The following is a 16,455-nucleotide window of genomic DNA, read 5'->3' on the forward strand; positions in this document are numbered from 1 at the left end:
TGCGCGCATTTTCACTTTGACAAAATTAAGGGCACAGGCGGCCGGCAATGCCGGCCGCCTGTGCCCTCAAGCCTGCAGCGGCATCTTCGTGATCAGCTTATCGAGGGTGATCGGATACTCGCGCACCCGCACCCCGGTGGCGTTGTACACGGCATTGGCCACCGCCGCCGCCACGCCGCAGATGCCCAGCTCGGCGATGCCCTTGGCCTTCATGGGCGTGGACATCGGGTCGACCTCGTCCAGGAAGATCACTTCCTGGTGCGGGATGTCGGCATGCACCGGCACCTCGTAGCCGGCCAGGTCGTGGTTGACGAAGTAGCCGAGCCGCTTGTCGACGGCCAGTTCCTCCATCAGCGCCGCCCCGGCGCCCATCGTCATCGCGCCGATCACCTGGCTGCGCGCGGTCTTGGGATTGAGGATGCGCCCGGCCGCGCACACCGCCAGCATGCGGCGGATGCGGATCTCGCAGGTCACCGCGTCGACGCCCACCTCGACGAAGTGCGCGCCGAAGGTGGACAGCTGGTAGCGCTTGTCGATGTCGCCGTATTCGATCAGGTCCTCGCCCACCAGCTCGCGCCCGGCCACCGCCTTGGACAGCGGCAGGCTGCGCTCGCCCATGCGCACCAGGCCGTCGGCGAAGATGGCGCGCTCCGGCTCGAAGCCGGCCTGGCGCGCCACCGCCTCGCGCAGCTTGAGGCAGGCGGCGTACACGCCGGCCGTCGAGTTGTGCCCGCCCCACTGCCCGCCCGAGCCGCAGGATGCCGGCAGGCTCGAGTCGCCCAGCCGCACCCGCACCCGCTCGAGCGGCACGCCCATCATCTCGCTGGCCGTCTGGGCGATGATGGTGTAGCTGCCGGTGCCGATGTCGGTCATGTCGGTTTCCACCGTCAGCATGCCGCGCCGGTCGAGGCGCACGCGCGCCGCCGACTTGGTCAGGAGGCTGTCGCGGAAGGCCCCGGCCACGCCCATGCCGACCAGCCAGCGGCCGTCGCGCACGGTGCCCGGCTTGCTCGACCTGCGCTCCCAGCCGAAGCGCTGGGCGCCTTGCTGCAGGCACTGGACGAACTGCCGCTTCGAAAACGGCGGATTGGCAATGTGCTTCTCTTTCTCCGGCTTCTTCGACTGCGGGTCGCTGGAAGCGGGCTTTTCCGGATTGTCCGGCACTACCTGGGTGTCGTTCAGGATGCGGAACTGCACCGGGTCCATGCCCAGCTTCTCCGCCATCTCGTCCATCGCGATCTCGAGCGCCGCCATGCCCGGCGCCTCGCCCGGGGCGCGCATCGCGTTCGCTTCCGGCAGGTCCATCGCGGCCACGCGGTTGGAAGTCATGCGGTGCTCGCCCGCGTACAGCGAGCGGGTCTGGGTCGCCGCGTTCTCCGGCGAGCCGTCCTTCAGGTTGCCGGACCAGCTTTCGTGGCCGATGGCGGTGATTTTCCCTTCGCGGGTGGCGCCGATGCGGATGCGCTGCACGGTCGCCGAGCGGTGCGTGGTGTTGTTCGGGATGAGCGCGCGCTGCAGCGGCACGCGCACCGGACGGCGCGCCGCCTTCGCCCCCAGCGCCGCCAGCACCACGTCGGCGCGCAGGAACAGTTTCGAGCCGAAGCCGCCGCCGACGTAGGGCGAGAGCACGCGCACCTTGTCCTTCGGGATGCCCAGGGTCTTGGCCAGGTCGCCCTTGGCCCAGGCGATCATCTGGTTCGAGGTCCACACCGTGAGCTGGTCGCCGTCCCAGGCGGCCACGCTGGCGTGCGGCTCCATCATCATGTGCGATTCGTGGGCGGTGTGGTACTCGGCGTCCAGCTTCACCGGGCTCGAGGCAAAGGCGCCGGTGAAGTTCCCGATCCTGGTCTCGGCCGCTTCCGACTTCGGCGCGATGGCCTTGTTCTGCACTGCCCGCAGGTCGAAGTCTCCCTTGTCGCGATCGTACTTGATGCGCACCAGCGACGCGGCGTCGCGCGCCTGCTCGAAGGTCTCGGCCACCACCAGCGCAACGGCCTGGTGGTAGTGCTCGACGCGCGGTCCGCCCAGCAGCATGGCGGTGTTGAAGTTGCCCTTGGTGAGCTTGCCGGCATTCTGGGCCGTGACGATGGCGATCACGCCTGGCGCAGCCCTGGCCGCCGCCAGGTCCATCGAGACGATCCGTCCGGTCGGGATGGCCGCGCCGATCACGTAGCCGTGCGCCTGGTTGGGCACCACGTCGTGGCGGTCGAGCGCATAGGGCGCGGTGCCGGTGGTCTTGAGCGGACCGTCGATGCGGTCGATCGGCTGGCCCACCACCTTGAGCTGGTCGATCGGGTTGCTGGTGGCTGGTTCGTTGAATTTCATGGCTGTCCCTTTCGCTCAAGTCGTGGCTTTGGCATCCGCGATCGCGGCGGCCAGGGTGCGCTCGACCAGCGGCACCTTGAATGCGTTGTCCCCGGTGGTGCGGGCGCCGGCAAGCAAGCCGCCCGCCACCGCCTGCGCCCCGCGCGGGAACGCGGCTTCGGCCGACTCCACCCGCCACGGCTTGTGCGCCACGCCGCCCAGCGCCACCCGGCCGCTGCCGTCGCGCTGCAGGATGGTGGCCACCGAGACGATCGCAAACGCATAGGACGCGCGGTCGCGCACCTTGCGGTAGCTCTGCACGCCGCCGACCGGCGGCGGCAGCGTCACGGCGGTGATCAGCTCACCGGGTTTCAGGTTGTGCTCGACGTGCGGCGTAGTGCCCGGCAGGCGGTGGAAGTCGGCGATCGGGATCACGCGCGTGGCGCCGCTCGGGTCGACCGTCTCGACCTGGGCGTCCAGCACGCGCATGGCCACCGCCATGTCGCTCGGATGCGTGGCGATGCAGGCATCGCTCTGGCCGACGATCGCGTGCAGGCGGGTGAAGCCGCCGATGGCGCTGCAGCCGCTGCCGGGCCTGCGTTTGTTGCAGGGGACGTTGGTGTCGTAGAAATAGGGGCAGCGGGTGCGCTGCAGCAGGTTGCCGGCGGTGGTGGCCTGGTTGCGCAGCTGGCCGGAGGCGCCCGCCACCAGCGCGCGGGTGAGCACGCCGTAGTCGCGCCGCACCCGCAGGTCGGCCGCCAGGTCCGAGTTGCGCACCAGCGCGCCGATGCGCAGGCCGCCGTTTGGCGCCGGCTCGATGCGGTCGAGCGCCAGGTCGTTGACGTCGATGAGGTGGGCCGGCGTTTCGATCTGGAGCTTCATCAGGTCCAGCAGGTTGGTGCCGCCGGCAACGAAGCGCGCATTCGGGATGCGCGCGGCGGCGGCGGCCGCTTCCTGCGGGGTCTTGGCCCGTTCGTAGGTAAAGGCTTTCATCGTTTCATCCCCGCTACTTCGGCAATCGCTTCCTGGATGTTGGAGTACGCCCCGCAGCGGCAGATATTGCCGCTCATGCGCTCGCGGAATTCCATTTCGCTCGGCTGCGCGCCGGCGTTCAGGTCGGCCGTGACGTGGCTCGGCGCGCCGGTGCGGATCTCTTCCAGCATGCCGACGGCGGAGCAGATCTGGCCCGGCGTGCAAAAGCCGCACTGGTAGCCGTCGTGCTTGATGAAGGCGCGCTGCAGCGGATGCAGGTTGGTCGGGGTACCGAGGCCCTCGATGGTGGTGATCTCATGGCCTTCCTGCATCACGGCCAGGGTCAGGCAGGAGGTGGTGCGGCGGCCGTCGATCAGCACCGTGCAGGCGCCGCACTGGCCCTGGTCGCAGCCCTTCTTGCTGCCGGTGAGGTGCAGGCGGTCGCGCAGCGCATCCAGCAGCGTGGTGCGCGGGTCGACCATCAACTGGTGCTCGATGCCGTTGACCTTCAGCCGGACGCTCATGGTCGTAGGCAGGGTGGAGGCGGCCGGCTGGGCGGCGGCGGGCGCTGCCTGGGCCGGCGCCGCGAGCTGGGAGGCTACCGCGACGCCGCCGACGGCGGCGGTCGACGCCTTGAGCAGCTGGCGCCGGTTGGGATCGAAGTCGGGCATCGTACTTCCTTTCGTATGGGGTGCTGGCTGGAGGGGCGATTTGATGAAAATGCGCATGCAAGAACATAGCGCTTTTTTAATTTTCAAGGCGTGCAGTTCGTTCCGGTGCGCAGCCCTGGGATGGTCGGGGCGTGACAAAGCCGCACTGCATGTGAAAAATGCAAGGGCTTATGAATAGAATTCATGAATCCGAGGCAGTAATCATTACGTACAGTAATGAATGCACGCGCTTATCCGGTCCGCATCATCGTGTGGGGCTTCATGCAGACTTAAGAATATGGCAATGCGTTCGGGTACAGTCGGCAGGCCATCCACTTCCGCCCCATGACGATGAAAGCCAGGTTCCTGACGATGCTCGTACCCCTCGCGGCCGCCCCTGGCCTGGTCCATGCCGATGCGCCGGATGGGCGCCAGCCGGCGCCCTACGATCCCTTCGCCATGCCCGCGGCGGCGCCCGCCGCGCCCGTGCCGGGCGCGCGTCCCAGCGACGAAGCGATCAGGGCCGCCATCCGCGCCACCCTCGACGACATGCCTTTGAGCGCGGTGCCGAGCGCCGGCGATGTCCTCAGCAGCCGTCCCTACCGCGAATTCGCCCGCAAGGTGTCGGAAGCGAAGAAAGCCCACTGCCTCGGCCCCGAACCGCTCAAGCACCAGCCGCACAGCTTCGTCGCCAAGACCGTGCTCGGCGACTATGTGTTCGGCGTCGGCGGCGTGTTCGCCGCGCCTTTCTGGGCCGCCGCCATCCTGCGCGGCAAGTGCAACTGGACCCGCTGAATCAGAAAGCGGCGCGCACGCCCACGGTGAGGCTGCGTCCCGCCAGCGGCGCCACGTCCTTCAGGACCGACGTCGAGATGCGGATCTCGTGGTCGAGCAGGTTCTTGCCGATGATGAACCAGGTCAGGTCGGCGTGTCGGAAGCGCTGGGTGTAGGACAGGTTGGCGTCGAGCTGGGTGTAGCCCGGCGTCGGCGTCGACTCGAACGCGGCCAGGCGCTCCTGCTTCATTGCGCGCAGCAGCGAGACGCCACCGCGCAGCGCGCCCTGGCGGTAGCCGGCCTCGAACCCGATGCGCTTGGCCGGCTGCAGCGGCAGGCTGCCGGCGTGGTCCAGCGAGCCGCGCGACAGATCGCCGAAGGCGCGCAGCGACAGGCCCTGCGTATGCGGATGCCGGTTGTAGCTGATCTCGGCCTCCGCGCCGCGGATGGTGGCGTCGGCCTGGCGGAAGATGCGCTCGCGCAGCTCGTCGCCCGGATTGCCCTCGTCGTCCAGCAGCGTATCGCCGACTTCGCCGTAGATGAAGTCGCGCACGCGGTTCTCGAACAGGTTGGCCTGCCAGCGCACCAGGCCCGTGACCTTGCGCAAGGACAGCTCCAGGTTGCGCGAGGTCTCCTTCTTGAAATTCGGGTTGCCGATGTCGTAGGTCAGGGTCGACTCGTGCGGACCGCTCGAATACAGCTCGTCGGTGCCCGGCGCACGTTGCGCCACCGAGGCGGTGACGCCCACTGTGTAGTCGCGCGCCAGGGGCCAGACCGCGCCCGCCGAGTAGGACAGCAAGTCGAAGCTGCGGCGCGGCGCCCCGCCTTCCGGCTCGCGCTTCACCGATTCCACCCGCACGCCGGCGTTCACGCGGGCCTTGCCGAACTGGCGCTGCTCGACCAGGAAGGCCGCATGGCTGTCCGACACGGTGACCGGCACCGTCGCCGCTTCGCCGCTGTCGGCGCTCAGGCCGGAGAAGCGCGTGTGCTCGGTCTGGATGCCGAAACTGCCTTCCCAGCCGGCTAGCGGCCTGTGGGTCAGCTCCAGGCGCGACTCCAGCGAGCGGTTCGAAAAAATGGTCTCGGGACCGCCCTCGGCGTTCAGTTCGACGTGGCCGTAGTCGGAGTAGCCGGCCTTGAAGCGCAGCTTCTCGAAGCCCGGCATCGGCGCGTTCAGCTGGCCGTCGATGTCGTAGCGCGTCTGGTCGAGGTCGATCGTGGCGCCCTCGCCGCCCGGGATGCCGTAGCGCTTGTCGAGCGAGCTGACCGAAGCGCCCAAGTAGCCGCGTTCGCCGATGTAGGAGGCGCCCGCGCCCAGGGTGTGCTGGCGCAGGGCCGAATTCGGGACCGTGTCGCCGACCGGCGTGTCCGGGACGTGATAGTCGCCGGCGTCGCGCCCGCTGCCGTCCACGTGCAGCGCCACCTTGCCGCTCGAGGCGTCGCCCGAGAACGAGACGGCGCGCCCGTGGTCGACGCTGCTGTAGCGGCTTTCCACCACGCCGCTCGGCTTGTCGTGCAGCTCGGTCGGGATGCGTTCGTTGACCACGTTGACTAGGCCGCCGATCGCGCCCGAGCCGTACAGCAGCGCCGCCGGGCCGCGCAGGATCTCGATCTGGCGCGCGGTGGCCGCCTCCCCGGTGACGGCGTGGTCGTTCGACAGGCCGGACAGGTCCGACACCGACATGCCGTTTTCCAGCACCTTGACACGGTTGCCTTCCAGGCCGCGGATGATCGGGCGCGAGGCGCCGGCACCGAAGGCCGATGCCGACACGCCCAGTTCACCGCTCAGGGTGTCGCCCAGCGAACTTCCCAGCTTGCTGCGCAGTTCGTCGCCGGCCAGCACCTTGGCCGGCGTGAGGATCTGGTCGCCCTCGGCGGCATTGAAAGGACTGGCGGTGACGACGACGGTCGCGACGGGCTGGCCGGTGCTGGTCTGGGCAAACGAGAACGGTGCGAGTGCGGCCAATACCGCGCTCGCCAGGATGGTACGCTGGACGTGCATGATGAATTCCTCAAAACGAAAACGGACGGACACGCCTGCGCGAAACGGACGGCGCAGGGGCATCGGGCGGGTTCAGGACATCAGGCGACGGGGGGAGCGCGGGACGAGAAGTAAGGCGTGAACGGCGCATGCCGCGATGCGAAGGCCGTCCACAGGGCCGGCATGCGGCCGGCAGGCAGGATGGCGATCGTGCACGCCGGGGTATCCAGCGCCGGCGCCACGGTGGCGGCGTCGAAGGCGATGCAGGAGTGCGGGACGGTGTTCTGGTGCGAGGCCGCGGAACCGTTGACGGCGCTGTCGAGCGCGGCGGATGCGTACTGCGTGGCGTGCGCGATCCGGTGCGCCAGGCCCTGCCAGTGCGCAAACACCATCGCCAGCGTCAGCAGGAATGCGACGAGGTAGCGGGTGGAGCGGATGCGTGGAAGGCTGGCGAGCATCTGTGTGGTCGAAGGGCCGGAGCGGAACGTGGCGCTGAAGGACGGCATTATAACTGGATGGCGGGCGCGCCGACAGCCATGGGTGGCGACCGGCCCGCGCATTGCGTGCTAGCTTCTCGTCCGACAACACCTTCCACCTTCCGCGAGGAGAGCACATGGCACGCCATCCCGGCATCTTCCCCACCTTCTTCCTGTCCGGCTTCGAATGCTCGACTTTCCTCTGGAAAGACGGCGTACGGCGCAACCTGGTCGCGGAGACCGGCCATGACTGGCATGCCGCCGAGGATTACCGCATCCTGAGCAGTCTCGGCATCGCCGTCGCGCGCGAAGGCATCCCCTGGCCGCTGGTGGACCGGGGCGGCGCCTGCGACTTTTCCATGATCGATCCCTACATCACGGCGATGAACGCGTCGAAGATCACGCCGATCTGGGACCTCTGCCATTACGGTTACCCGGACGACCTCGATCCGTTCTCGGATGCCTTCACGGAGCGCTTCGCGCGCTACTGCCGCGCGTGCGCTGAATACGTGGTTCCGAAGCTGCGCGGCCCGCACTTCTTCACGCCCATCAACGAGATCACCTTCTTCTCCTTCTGCGCCGGCGAATGGGGCTGGGCCGCGCCCTACCGCTGCAGCCGCGAGGACCGCGCCCGCCTGTTAAAGGCCCTGTGCCGCGCGGCGATCGCCGGCGCCAGGGCGATCCGCGAGGTCGATCCGCAGGCGCGCATGGTGCACATCGACCCTCTGGTGCGGGTGGTGGCGCCGCGCGACCGGCCCGACCAGATCGAGGCGGCGCGCTACGAAACCGAGGTGGACAGCTTCCTGGCCTGGGACATCATCGCCGGCCGCGAGCATCCGGAATTCGGCGGCTCGCCCGAGATCCTCGACATCGTCGGCACCAACGTGTATTCCTTCGGCCAGATGGAATACCGCGAGAGCGGCCCGCACGCCCCGCTGGAGCCCGGCGACGAGCGCATCGCGCCGCTGTGCGACATGCTCGACACCGTCTGGCAGCGCTACCGCAGGCCGATGATCATCGGCGAGACCAGCGGCCTCGGACACGGGCGGCCGGACTGGCTGCGCGACGTGATGGGCGAATCGCTGGCCGCGGTGCGGCGCGGCATGGACTTGCAGGGCGTCTGCCTGTTCCCGGCTGTGGACATGCCGGACTGGCATACCGGCGAATGGGTCGGCAACGGCATCTGCGACGTGCGCGAGGAGTGCGGCGAGCTCAAACGCATGCCGAACCAGGCCTATGTCGAGGAACTGCGGCGCTGGCAGAAGGAACTGAACCGGGTGACCAGCCTGGACGAGGATCCGTACAGCGATCCGGTGGAACTGCAGGACGTGGTCGACGCGGCGCAGCGCCTCAAGGTGCAGCCGGACAAGGACTGGGCTTGATGCTCGTTCCCACGGGGGTCAGGTCTGACATTCGGACACAAACTCAACAGTAAAGCTCGAGCACCCGACGTTGGAAGTGCGGTCGCAGCGTGGATGACAGCAGAGGTCGTGTCTGAATGTCAGACCTGACCCCGATGTTGACCTTGATATTGCTACTTCAACTGCGCCAGCCGCTGCCTGGCGACATTCGCCGCGGGCGAGCCTGCGTGGGCCGCGATCACGCGCTGCAGCGCTTCCCTGGCGTGCTTCTTGTCGTTCAACTGGGAGAAGCTGGCGGCGATGTTGAGCATCGCTTCCGGCACGTTGGCGCTGTCGGCATGGCGGGCCAGCATGTCTTCGTGCGCCGCGATGGCCTTCTTGTAGTCGCCCTGGGAAAAATAGGCATTGCCCAGCCAGTAGCGGGCGTCGGCCGCATGATCGGAATCGGGAAACAGGCGCAGGAAGGCTTGCAGGCCGGTGACGGCCTCCTTGTAGTGCCCTGCCCTGAAGGTGTTCATCACGCGCTCGTAGGCGCGTTTTTCCGGCGATACCGCTCCCGCTGCGCGCTCGTCGAGCGCTTCCAGGCGCGATTCGAACTTCCTGACACGCGTGTCGAGGTCGGCGTACAGGTCGCGCTGGTTCTTGCGCGCGTTGGCGATGTCGTTGGTCAGCAGCTCGATCTGTCCGCGCAGGTTGGCCAGCTCGCGCATGGTCTGCTCGTGCTGGTTCAGCATGTCCAGGCCCAGCGTCTTGTCGCCCTTGGTATCGATGCGCGCATGGAGTGCGCGAATCAGGGTGTCGATATCGCGCAGCTTGTTGTCGACCTTGGCGCCCAGCGCCACGATCGCGCTACGGGCTTCGTCGTCGGCGAGCAGTCCGGCCCCGGCATGCGGGGACAGGCAAGCGGCCAGCAAGAAAGCTGCGCCGGCGCGCCGGCGCAGGCTAGCGCCGTCCACGGTAAGGCTCGCACCCGATGCCATCGCCGTCGCGGTCGAGGTGGGGGCCATAGCCAGGCTCGCCGATGCGGACCGGCGCCGCGCCTGCCGCCCGCGCCTCCGTGCAGTTTTTAAAAGCACCGCCCCCGCGCATGCTCCCCTGCGCGCCCGTCCTGAGAGGCGCCAGGCCCTCGGCGGAGGCATAGGAGGGCGAGACCGGCTGCCGTGCCGGGCTGCGGTGGCAATGGTAGTCGCCGGTCTTGCGGTTGACGTGGCAACCGTCCGCATTCAGGCCGCCGCCATGGGCACTGGCGCTAGAGGAGACGAACGACGCGCCCAGCGCGGCCAACAGCCGAAGAGTTGCCTTCATCTGCACATCCATCCCCATTCGAATCGGTCAAACATCCTTACCAAGTCTCATGCATACCTGGTAACCCGATCCAATGGTAGTGATTGATGGAATTTCACGCAAGAAATAGTCGAGGGCGAAATGGCATTAATGCTGATCGGGTAGCCATTCGAGCAGATCGGTCACACCGATATCGACACCCGCTTGCGACAACAGGGGGCCGGCCTGGCCGCGGTGATGGGTTTGATGGTTGAAGAAGTGCAGCAGCAGGCTGCCGAAGTGCTTGCGATTGTCGCCGCGCGCGTTCCGGTATGAGAGGGGCTGGGCCAGGTCGCTCTCCAGCACCTCCGCCGCGAAGGCCGTGATGATTGCATCGAGCCGCACGCGGTGCTGGTGCAGCACAGGCAGTTCGTCGCTGTAGCGCTAGGCCAGGCCGGCGGGCGCGGGAATGTCGGCCAGCGGCCGCAAGGATGCGAAGGCCGAGGGATGTCCCATGAAGCGGCGCAGCCAGATGGTATCTCCGGCAACGATGTGATTCAGGGTGCCCACGATCGAGCTGAAGAACGCGCCCCGGTCGGCCAGCAGCAGCTCCTGCGGCAGGCTGGCGGCGGCGGCATACACCCTGCCGTTCATGGCCGCGTTATAGAACGCCAATAAGACGATGTCGTCGCGGGTCGGCATGCCGGTTGGTCTCCTGCCTGTTCAGTGTCGGAAGCGGCGATCATACGGAGAGCAGGCCGTCGATACAAGTGAGCGCATGGCCGCCGACCCGGATCGCTTCGTCCGAGATCGCCAGCCGCAGCACGCCGGCGCGCCCGACCATCTCGCCCTGGGTGGCCAGCAAGTTGTGGCCGAAGGTCTCGAGCTGCCCCGTGTGGCGCAGAAAGGCACCCACGGCGCCGGTGCCGCTGCCGCACACCGGGTCCTCGTTGACGCCATGCGCGGGCGCGAAAGCGCGCACCTCGATGCCCGCCGCGCTGCCCGGATCGTGGGCGCCGAAAATGACGACGCCCGTGTGCCGCTCCTTGATGTCCTGCGCCTTCATGCGCTGCAGGTCCGGTTCGCAGGCCAGCACCGCGCGGGCGCCCGTCAGCTGGGCAACCACCCAGCGTGCGCCGACCTCGACCAGGTAGGGGGCGACGTTCACTTCCAGGTCGGCGCCGAGGATGGATTCCAGCCGGGCGGCCTGCGCCGTGTCCAGCGCGGTGAGGCTGGGCGCGGGCAGTTCGAACGAGATCCAGGGTGCGCCCTGCCCTTCGTGCTCGACCGTCAAGGTGACCAGCCCGGCGCCGCATTGCTGCACCAATATACCCTCCCTTGCCTGCACGCTGCCTGCTTCCAGCAGCGCATGCGCGGTGCCGATGGTCGGATGGCCGGCGAACGGCAGCTCGCCGCCAGGCGTGAAGATGCGGACATGGTAGTCGGCGCCCGGCTGCGTCGGCGGCAGCACGAAGGTGGTTTCGGACAGGTTGGTCCAGCGGGCGATCTGCTGCATCTGTCCGGCCGACAGGCTAGCGGCGCCCAGCACGACGGCGACCGGGTTGCCCTTGAACGGGACGGTGGTGAAGACGTCGACGGTCTTGATGGGTAGGCGTGCCATGCTTGCTCCCCGATACGTGAAGAATAAGGCTGGCGATCAGTGTACAGGCACGGTATGCGATCGGCCACGGCATCGCCGCGAACCAGGCTCGAGGTCAGGACAATTGTCGACGCATCGCTAGAACCTGCTGCCCTTCGGCCAGGTACGAAGCCAGTCGGTGTGCCAGAAAGTCCGGCAGTTCTGCGCTCTGCACTACTTCGAACCGTGCAGCCGAGTAGAAATCGACCAGATGGCTGTAGGGAAGGCAGAAAGCCTGCTGCCGGTCCAGATAAGGTCGGCAGGCGGCCAGCATCCTCGAGCCGATTCCTTGCCGCTGAAAGTCTTGGTTGACTTGCATCCCGCGCAAGACCGTGACCTGCTCTTCGCTACACAGGCGTACCACGCCGACGACGCGTCCAGCGGCCTTTGCCACGATTAGCGCATCCCCGGGCTGGACCGGAGCACCATACCCGGCTTCGCGATACAACTCAACGACGCCCGCCACATCCAGCGGGCTTGCTTCGCAAATTTCTATCATCTGTCAGGAACCCGAGCCGATACTGAACGCATCCGTTGTTCCTAGTGTACGCCGTATATCACGCGTTACAGACCGAAAGACATAAAAAAAGCGGACCGAAGTCCGCTTTCCTGTTGAGTCGCTTGAGCGATCAGCGCTTGTCGATCCCCGGCACATCACGCACCGGCGAACCCACGAACAGCTGACGCGGACGGCCGATCTTCTGTTCCGGATCGGCGATCATTTCGTTCCACTGGGCGATCCAGCCGATGGTACGGGCCATCGCGAAGATACCGGTGAACAGCGAGACCGGGATGCCCAGGGCCGACTGCACGATGCCCGAGTAGAAGTCGACGTTCGGGTACAGCTTGCGCGACACGAAGTATTCGTCTTCCAGCGCGATGCGCTCGAGTTCCATGGCCAGCTTGAACAGCGGGTCGTCCTGCAGGCCCAGCTCTTCCAGCACTTCGTGGCAGGTTTCGCGCATCAGCTTGGCGCGCGGGTCGAAGTTCTTGTAGACGCGGTGACCGAAGCCCATCAGCTTCACGCCCGAGTTCTTGTCCTTGACCTTCTCGATGAAGGCCGGGATGTTCTCGACCGAGCCGATTTCCTTCAGCATGGTCAGCGCGGCTTCGTTGGCGCCGCCGTGCGCCGGGCCCCACAGGCAGGCGATGCCGGCAGCGATACAGGCGAACGGGTTGGCGCCCGACGAACCGGCCAGGCGGACGGTCGAGGTCGATGCGTTCTGCTCGTGGTCGGCGTGCAGGATCAGGATGCGGTCCAGGGCGCGCACCAGCACGTCGTTGACCTTGTACTCTTCGCACGGGTTGGCGAACATCATGTGCATGAAGTTCGCGCTGTACGACAGGTCGTTACGCGGGTACATGAACGGCTGGCCGACCGAGTACTTGTAAGCCATGGCGACCAGGGTCGGCAGCTTGGCGATCAGGCGGATCGCCGAGATCTCGCGCTGCTTCGGATCGTTGATGTCGAGCGAGTCGTGGTAGAACGAGGCCAGCGCGCCGACGGTGCCGACCAGGACCGACATCGGGTGCGCGTCGCGGCGGAAGCCGCGGAAGAAGAAGTTCATCTGCTCGTGAATCATCGTGTGACGGGTCACGGTGTCGTCGAACTTTTTCTTCTGTTCGGCGTTCGGCAGTTCGCCGTTCAGCAGCAGGTAGCAGGTTTCCAGGAAGTCGCAGTTGACGGCCAGTTGCTCGATCGGGTAGCCGCGGTACAGCAGTTCGCCCTTGTCACCGTCGATGTAGGTGATGCTCGAGTTGCACGAAGCAGTCGACATGAAGCCAGGGTCGTAGGTGAACTTGCCGGTCTGGCCGTACAGCTTGCGGATGTCGATGACGTCCGGGCCGATGGTGCCTTTGTAGATCGGCATGTCGACCGACGGGCTGCCGTCGGAGAACGACAGGGTGGCTTTGGTATCAGAGATATTCATGGCACTTCCTTCTTGTGGGAGTGGATCTAAAAACAATTACGAAATCTGGCGGTAGGTCTCGAACTACGCCTGCCGCAGGCGCGCCAGCAAGGCGCGTACGTGCGGCTGGTCGACCTCGCCTTCAGGCTCGGTCCGGCCCAGCAGCAGGTCCAGCAGCGGGTTGTCCGCCAGGTCCAGCAAGCGGGTCAGCGCATCGACGTCCTCGTCGCTCAATTCTTCTTCATGCGCATCGAGGAAGCGCGTGAGGATCAAATCGTTCTCGAGCAGGCCGCGGCGGGAGCGCCAGCGCAGGCGGGCGCGGTTCGCGGGGTCGGATTGATGCGTTTTCACTAGAGTCCGTTGTTGGGTCAACATCATACTCCGCATGCCGGGAATAGGCAGTACGGTACTTTTACTGTATTTGCGGCATCTTTACTGCGGGATGCTGCGAGTTGCTGCTATGTGCTACGGCTGGCTGAACGCGCGGTCGGCGGAGCCGACCACCCTACAAACATCCGTATCTCGTAGGGTGCACGGCTTTGCCGTGCGCGCGTTCAAATCACGCGTGAAAAGACGAAACCGTCTTAAATCGCGCGGCGAACCAGCAGTTCCTTGATCTTGCCGATCGCCTTGTTCGGATTCAGGCCCTTCGGGCACACGTCCGTGCAGTTCATGATCGAGTGGCAGCGGAACAGGCGGTACGGGTCTTCCAGGTTGTCCAGGCGCTCGTTGGTGGCTTCGTCGCGCGAGTCGGCGATGAAGCGGTAGGCCTGCAGCAGGCCGGCCGGGCCGACGAACTTGTCCGGGTTCCACCAGAACGACGGGCACGAGGTCGAGCAGCAGGCGCACAGGATGCACTCGTACAGGCCGTCGAGCTCTTCGCGCTCTTCCGGCGACTGCAGGCGTTCCTTCTCCGGCTTGATCGAGTCGTTGATCAGGTAAGGCTTGATCGAGTGGTACTGCTTGAAGAAGTTGGTCATGTCCACGATCAGGTCGCGGATCACCGGCAGGCCCGGCAGAGGACGCAGCACGATCGGCTGGGTCAGCTCGTTCAGGTTGGTGGTGCAGGCCAGGCCGTTCTTGCCGTTGATGTTCATCGCGTCCGAACCGCACACGCCTTCGCGGCAGGAGCGGCGCAGGGCCAGCGAGTCATCGACGTCGGACTTGATGCGCTGCAGGGCGTCGAGCAGCATCTTGTCGGTGTCTTTCAGCTCGACGGTAACGTCTTGCATGTAAGGCTTGGCATCCTTGTCAGGATCGTAGCGGTAGATCTTCAGTTGGATGGTGCGTGCCATGTTTTTACCTGTTCATAAGGGCCGCGAACGCGGTCGCGGCCCTGTAAAAAATTAGAAAGTACGGGCCTTCGGCTTGAAGGTGTCGACGGTGAGCGGCTTCTGCACGACCGGCTTGTACTCGAGACGGTTGTTGTCCGAGAACCACAGGGTGTGCTTCATCCAGTTCTCGTCGTCGCGGTTCGGGTAGTCGCTGTGAGCGTGGGCGCCGCGCGATTCCGGACGCGCGGCGGCCGACACGATGGTCGCCTTGGCGGTCTCGATCAGGTTGTCGAGTTCCAGCGCTTCCTGGCGGGCGGTGTTGAACACCTTCGACTTGTCCTTGAACGACACGTGCTTGCGGCGCTCGTCCAGCTTCATGATCTCCTTGACGCCGGCGTCCAGCAGTTCCTGGGTACGGAACACGCCGCAGTACTTCTGCATGGTGGCGCGGATGTCGTTGGCGACGTGCTGGACCTTCTCGCCGCCGGTCGAGGTCTCGAGGCGGTTCAGGCGGTCCAGGCCGAAGTCGGCGGCGTCCTTCGGCAGCGGCTTGTTGACCTTCTGCTTCAGGTTCGATGCCACCACGTGGTTGCCGGCCGCGCGGCCGAACACCACCAGGTCGAGCAGCGAGTTGGTGCCGAGGCGGTTGGCGCCGTGGACCGAGACGCAGGCGCATTCGCCGATCGCGTACAGGCCGCCCACGATCTTCTGGCCGCCGGTGCCGTCAGGTGCGACGACCTGGCCGTGGATGTTGGTCGGGATGCCGCCCATCTGGTAGTGGATGGTCGGGACCACGGGAATCGGTTCCTTGGTGGCGTCGACGTTGGCGAACTTGTGGCCGATTTCCAGGATCGACGGCAGGCGCTTCTCGATGGTGTCCTTGCCGATGTGGCGCAGGTCCAGCAGCACGTGGTCCTTGTTCGGACCGCAGCCGCGGCCTTCCTTGATTTCCTGGTCCATCGAACGCGAGACGAAGTCGCGCGGCGCCAGGTCCTTCAGGGTCGGCGCGTAACGCTCCATGAAGCGTTCGCCGTTCGAGTTGATCAGGATGCCGCCCTCGCCGCGCACGCCCTCGGTGATGAGGACGCCCGCGCCGGACACGCCGGTCGGGTGGAACTGCCAGAACTCCATGTCCTGCAGCGGCAGGCCGGCGCGCGCCGCCATGCCCATGCCGTCGCCGGTGTTGATGAAGGCGTTGGTCGACGCGGCGAAGATGCGGCCTGCGCCGCCGGTGGCGAAGATGGTGGTCTTCGCTTCCAGGATCATCACGTCGCCGGTTTCCATTTCGAGGGCCAGCACGCCGAGCACGTCGCCGTCGGCGTCGCGGATCAGGTCGAGGGCCATCCACTCGACGAAGAAGTGGGTGCGGGCACGGACGTTACGCTGGTACAGGGTGTGCAGCAGCGCGTGGCCGGTACGGTCGGCCGCGGCGCAGGCGCGCTGGACCGGCTTTTCGCCGAAGTTCGCGGTGTGGCCGCCGAACGGACGCTGGTAGATGGTGCCGTCCGGGTTGCGGTCGAAGGGCATGCCGAAGTGTTCGAGTTCGTACACGACCTTCGGGGCTTCGCGGCACATGAATTCGATCGCATCCTGGTCGCCCAGGTAATCGCCACCCTTGACGGTGTCGAACATGTGCCAGTACCAGTCGTCTTCGCTCATGTTGCCCAGCGAGGCACCGATGCCGCCCTGGGCAGCCACGGTGTGCGAACGGGTCGGGAACACTTTCGACAGCACCGCGACGTTCAGGCCGGCTTCGGCCAATTGCAGCGATGCGCGCATGCCGGAACCACCGGCGCCAACGATGACCGCGTCAAAGCGGCGGGTAGGGATTGCAGTTTTGATTGCTGCCAC

15 protein-coding genes and 1 pseudogene are annotated in these 16,455 nt (G+C 66.4%); 2 read left to right on the top strand and 14 right to left on the bottom strand.

Features of this window, described 5'->3' with window-relative positions:
• Positions 1 to 66: 66 nt before the first annotated feature.
• From paoC to paoA, 3 genes are read right to left on the bottom strand one after another with little or no spacing between them, the layout of a single operon-like run.
• Positions 67 to 2,325 (bottom strand): aldehyde oxidoreductase molybdenum-binding subunit PaoC, encoded by a 2,259-nt coding sequence (paoC, locus tag MasN3_RS19070; RefSeq protein ID WP_281909319.1) that lies wholly within the window; start codon positions 2,323 to 2,325, stop codon positions 67 to 69.
• 15 nt (positions 2,326 to 2,340) lie between these two features.
• On the bottom strand, positions 2,341 to 3,297 hold the full coding sequence (locus MasN3_RS19075) for an FAD binding domain-containing protein (RefSeq protein WP_281909320.1): 957 nt from the start codon (positions 3,295 to 3,297) through the stop codon (positions 2,341 to 2,343).
• On the bottom strand, positions 3,294 to 3,947 hold the full coding sequence (gene paoA, locus MasN3_RS19080) for an aldehyde dehydrogenase iron-sulfur subunit PaoA (RefSeq protein WP_281909322.1): 654 nt from the start codon (positions 3,945 to 3,947) through the stop codon (positions 3,294 to 3,296). Before paoA ends, MasN3_RS19075 begins: the two co-directional genes overlap by 4 nt.
• Positions 3,948 to 4,298: 351 nt before the next feature.
• Here paoA and MasN3_RS19085 point away from each other — a divergent pair, with 351 nt between their 5' ends.
• Positions 4,299 to 4,721, top strand: a complete 423-nt coding sequence (locus MasN3_RS19085; protein WP_281909324.1) for a hypothetical protein — start codon at positions 4,299 to 4,301, stop codon at positions 4,719 to 4,721.
• A 1-nt stretch (position 4,722) separates the two neighbouring features.
• Here the strand turns inward: MasN3_RS19085 and MasN3_RS19090 are convergent, their stop codons facing one another.
• Positions 4,723 to 6,702: a TonB-dependent receptor gene (locus tag MasN3_RS19090; protein ID WP_281909326.1), complete on the bottom strand. Its 1,980-nt coding sequence runs from the start codon at positions 6,700 to 6,702 to the stop codon at positions 4,723 to 4,725.
• Positions 6,703 to 6,782: 80 nt separating this feature from the next.
• Positions 6,783 to 7,139, bottom strand: a complete 357-nt coding sequence (locus tag MasN3_RS19095) for a hypothetical protein (RefSeq protein ID WP_281909327.1) — start codon at positions 7,137 to 7,139, stop codon at positions 6,783 to 6,785.
• A 155-nt stretch (positions 7,140 to 7,294) separates the two neighbouring features.
• Here MasN3_RS19095 and MasN3_RS19100 point away from each other — a divergent pair, with 155 nt between their 5' ends.
• Positions 7,295 to 8,539 carry a b-glycosidase gene (locus tag MasN3_RS19100; RefSeq protein WP_281909329.1) on the top strand — a complete coding sequence of 415 codons (1,245 nt, stop codon included), beginning with the start codon at positions 7,295 to 7,297 and terminating at the stop codon, positions 8,537 to 8,539.
• 152 nt (positions 8,540 to 8,691) lie between these two features.
• On the opposite strand, the gene ybgF is transcribed toward MasN3_RS19100, so the two are convergent.
• The 9 genes and pseudogenes from ybgF to sdhA all read right to left on the bottom strand — a co-directional run bounded on the left by ybgF (position 8,692) and on the right by sdhA (position 16,455).
• Positions 8,692 to 9,474 carry a tol-pal system protein YbgF gene (ybgF, locus tag MasN3_RS19105; protein ID WP_281909331.1) on the bottom strand — a complete coding sequence of 261 codons (783 nt, stop codon included), beginning with the start codon at positions 9,472 to 9,474 and terminating at the stop codon, positions 8,692 to 8,694.
• The gene (locus MasN3_RS19110; RefSeq protein ID WP_281909333.1) at positions 9,461 to 9,835 is read right to left on the bottom strand and encodes an excalibur calcium-binding domain-containing protein; all 375 of its coding nucleotides are present in this window, start codon (positions 9,833 to 9,835) and stop codon (positions 9,461 to 9,463) included. The genes ybgF and MasN3_RS19110 overlap by 14 nt, the downstream gene beginning before the upstream one ends.
• 114 nt (positions 9,836 to 9,949) lie before the next feature.
• Positions 9,950 to 10,483 (bottom strand): annotated as a pseudogene (locus tag MasN3_RS19115) (DinB family protein).
• 40 nt (positions 10,484 to 10,523) lie between these two features.
• Complete coding sequence (locus tag MasN3_RS19120) at positions 10,524 to 11,402, bottom strand: PhzF family phenazine biosynthesis protein (RefSeq protein WP_281909334.1); 879 nt, start codon at positions 11,400 to 11,402, stop codon at positions 10,524 to 10,526.
• Between the two features lie 94 nt (positions 11,403 to 11,496).
• Positions 11,497 to 11,919, bottom strand: a complete 423-nt coding sequence (locus MasN3_RS19125; protein ID WP_281909336.1) for a GNAT family N-acetyltransferase — start codon at positions 11,917 to 11,919, stop codon at positions 11,497 to 11,499.
• A gap of 130 nt (positions 11,920 to 12,049) precedes the next feature.
• A complete protein-coding gene (gene gltA / locus MasN3_RS19130; protein ID WP_281909337.1) occupies positions 12,050 to 13,351 on the bottom strand; it encodes a citrate synthase in 1,302 nt (433 codons plus the stop codon).
• A gap of 63 nt (positions 13,352 to 13,414) precedes the next feature.
• Positions 13,415 to 13,681 carry an FAD assembly factor SdhE gene (locus MasN3_RS19135; RefSeq protein ID WP_370662306.1) on the bottom strand — a complete coding sequence of 89 codons (267 nt, stop codon included), beginning with the start codon at positions 13,679 to 13,681 and terminating at the stop codon, positions 13,415 to 13,417.
• A gap of 233 nt (positions 13,682 to 13,914) precedes the next feature.
• Positions 13,915 to 14,625: a succinate dehydrogenase iron-sulfur subunit gene (locus MasN3_RS19140; RefSeq protein ID WP_281909340.1), complete on the bottom strand. Its 711-nt coding sequence runs from the start codon at positions 14,623 to 14,625 to the stop codon at positions 13,915 to 13,917.
• 51 nt (positions 14,626 to 14,676) lie between these two features.
• A complete protein-coding gene (gene sdhA, locus MasN3_RS19145) occupies positions 14,677 to 16,455 on the bottom strand; it encodes a succinate dehydrogenase flavoprotein subunit (protein WP_281909341.1) in 1,779 nt (592 codons plus the stop codon).

Source organism: Massilia varians (genome assembly GCF_027923905.1).
Classification (GTDB): Bacteria; Pseudomonadota; Gammaproteobacteria; order Burkholderiales; family Burkholderiaceae_D; genus Telluria; species Telluria varians_B.

Bases quoted from the DNA above. Each gene is read 5' to 3' on its own strand.
- MasN3_RS19090 (WP_281909326.1), bottom strand. From the start codon at position 6,702: ATGCACGTCCAGCGTACCATCCTGGCGAGCGCGGTATTGGCCGCACTC.
- MasN3_RS19095 (WP_281909327.1), bottom strand. From the start codon at position 7,139: ATGCTCGCCAGCCTTCCACGCATCCGCTCCACCCGCTACCTCGTCGCA.
- paoA (WP_281909322.1), bottom strand. From the start codon at position 3,947: ATGCCCGACTTCGATCCCAACCGGCGCCAGCTGCTCAAGGCGTCGACC.
- MasN3_RS19085 (WP_281909324.1), top strand. From the start codon at position 4,299: ATGCTCGTACCCCTCGCGGCCGCCCCTGGCCTGGTCCATGCCGATGCG.
- MasN3_RS19075 (WP_281909320.1), bottom strand. From the start codon at position 3,297: ATGAAAGCCTTTACCTACGAACGGGCCAAGACCCCGCAGGAAGCGGCC.
- gltA (WP_281909337.1), bottom strand. From the start codon at position 13,351: ATGAATATCTCTGATACCAAAGCCACCCTGTCGTTCTCCGACGGCAGC.
- MasN3_RS19120 (WP_281909334.1), bottom strand. From the start codon at position 11,402: ATGGCACGCCTACCCATCAAGACCGTCGACGTCTTCACCACCGTCCCG.
- MasN3_RS19110 (WP_281909333.1), bottom strand. From the start codon at position 9,835: ATGGATGTGCAGATGAAGGCAACTCTTCGGCTGTTGGCCGCGCTGGGC.
- MasN3_RS19140 (WP_281909340.1), bottom strand. From the start codon at position 14,625: ATGGCACGCACCATCCAACTGAAGATCTACCGCTACGATCCTGACAAG.
- MasN3_RS19100 (WP_281909329.1), top strand. From the start codon at position 7,295: ATGGCACGCCATCCCGGCATCTTCCCCACCTTCTTCCTGTCCGGCTTC.
- paoC (WP_281909319.1), bottom strand. From the start codon at position 2,325: ATGAAATTCAACGAACCAGCCACCAGCAACCCGATCGACCAGCTCAAG.
- MasN3_RS19125 (WP_281909336.1), bottom strand. From the start codon at position 11,919: ATGATAGAAATTTGCGAAGCAAGCCCGCTGGATGTGGCGGGCGTCGTT.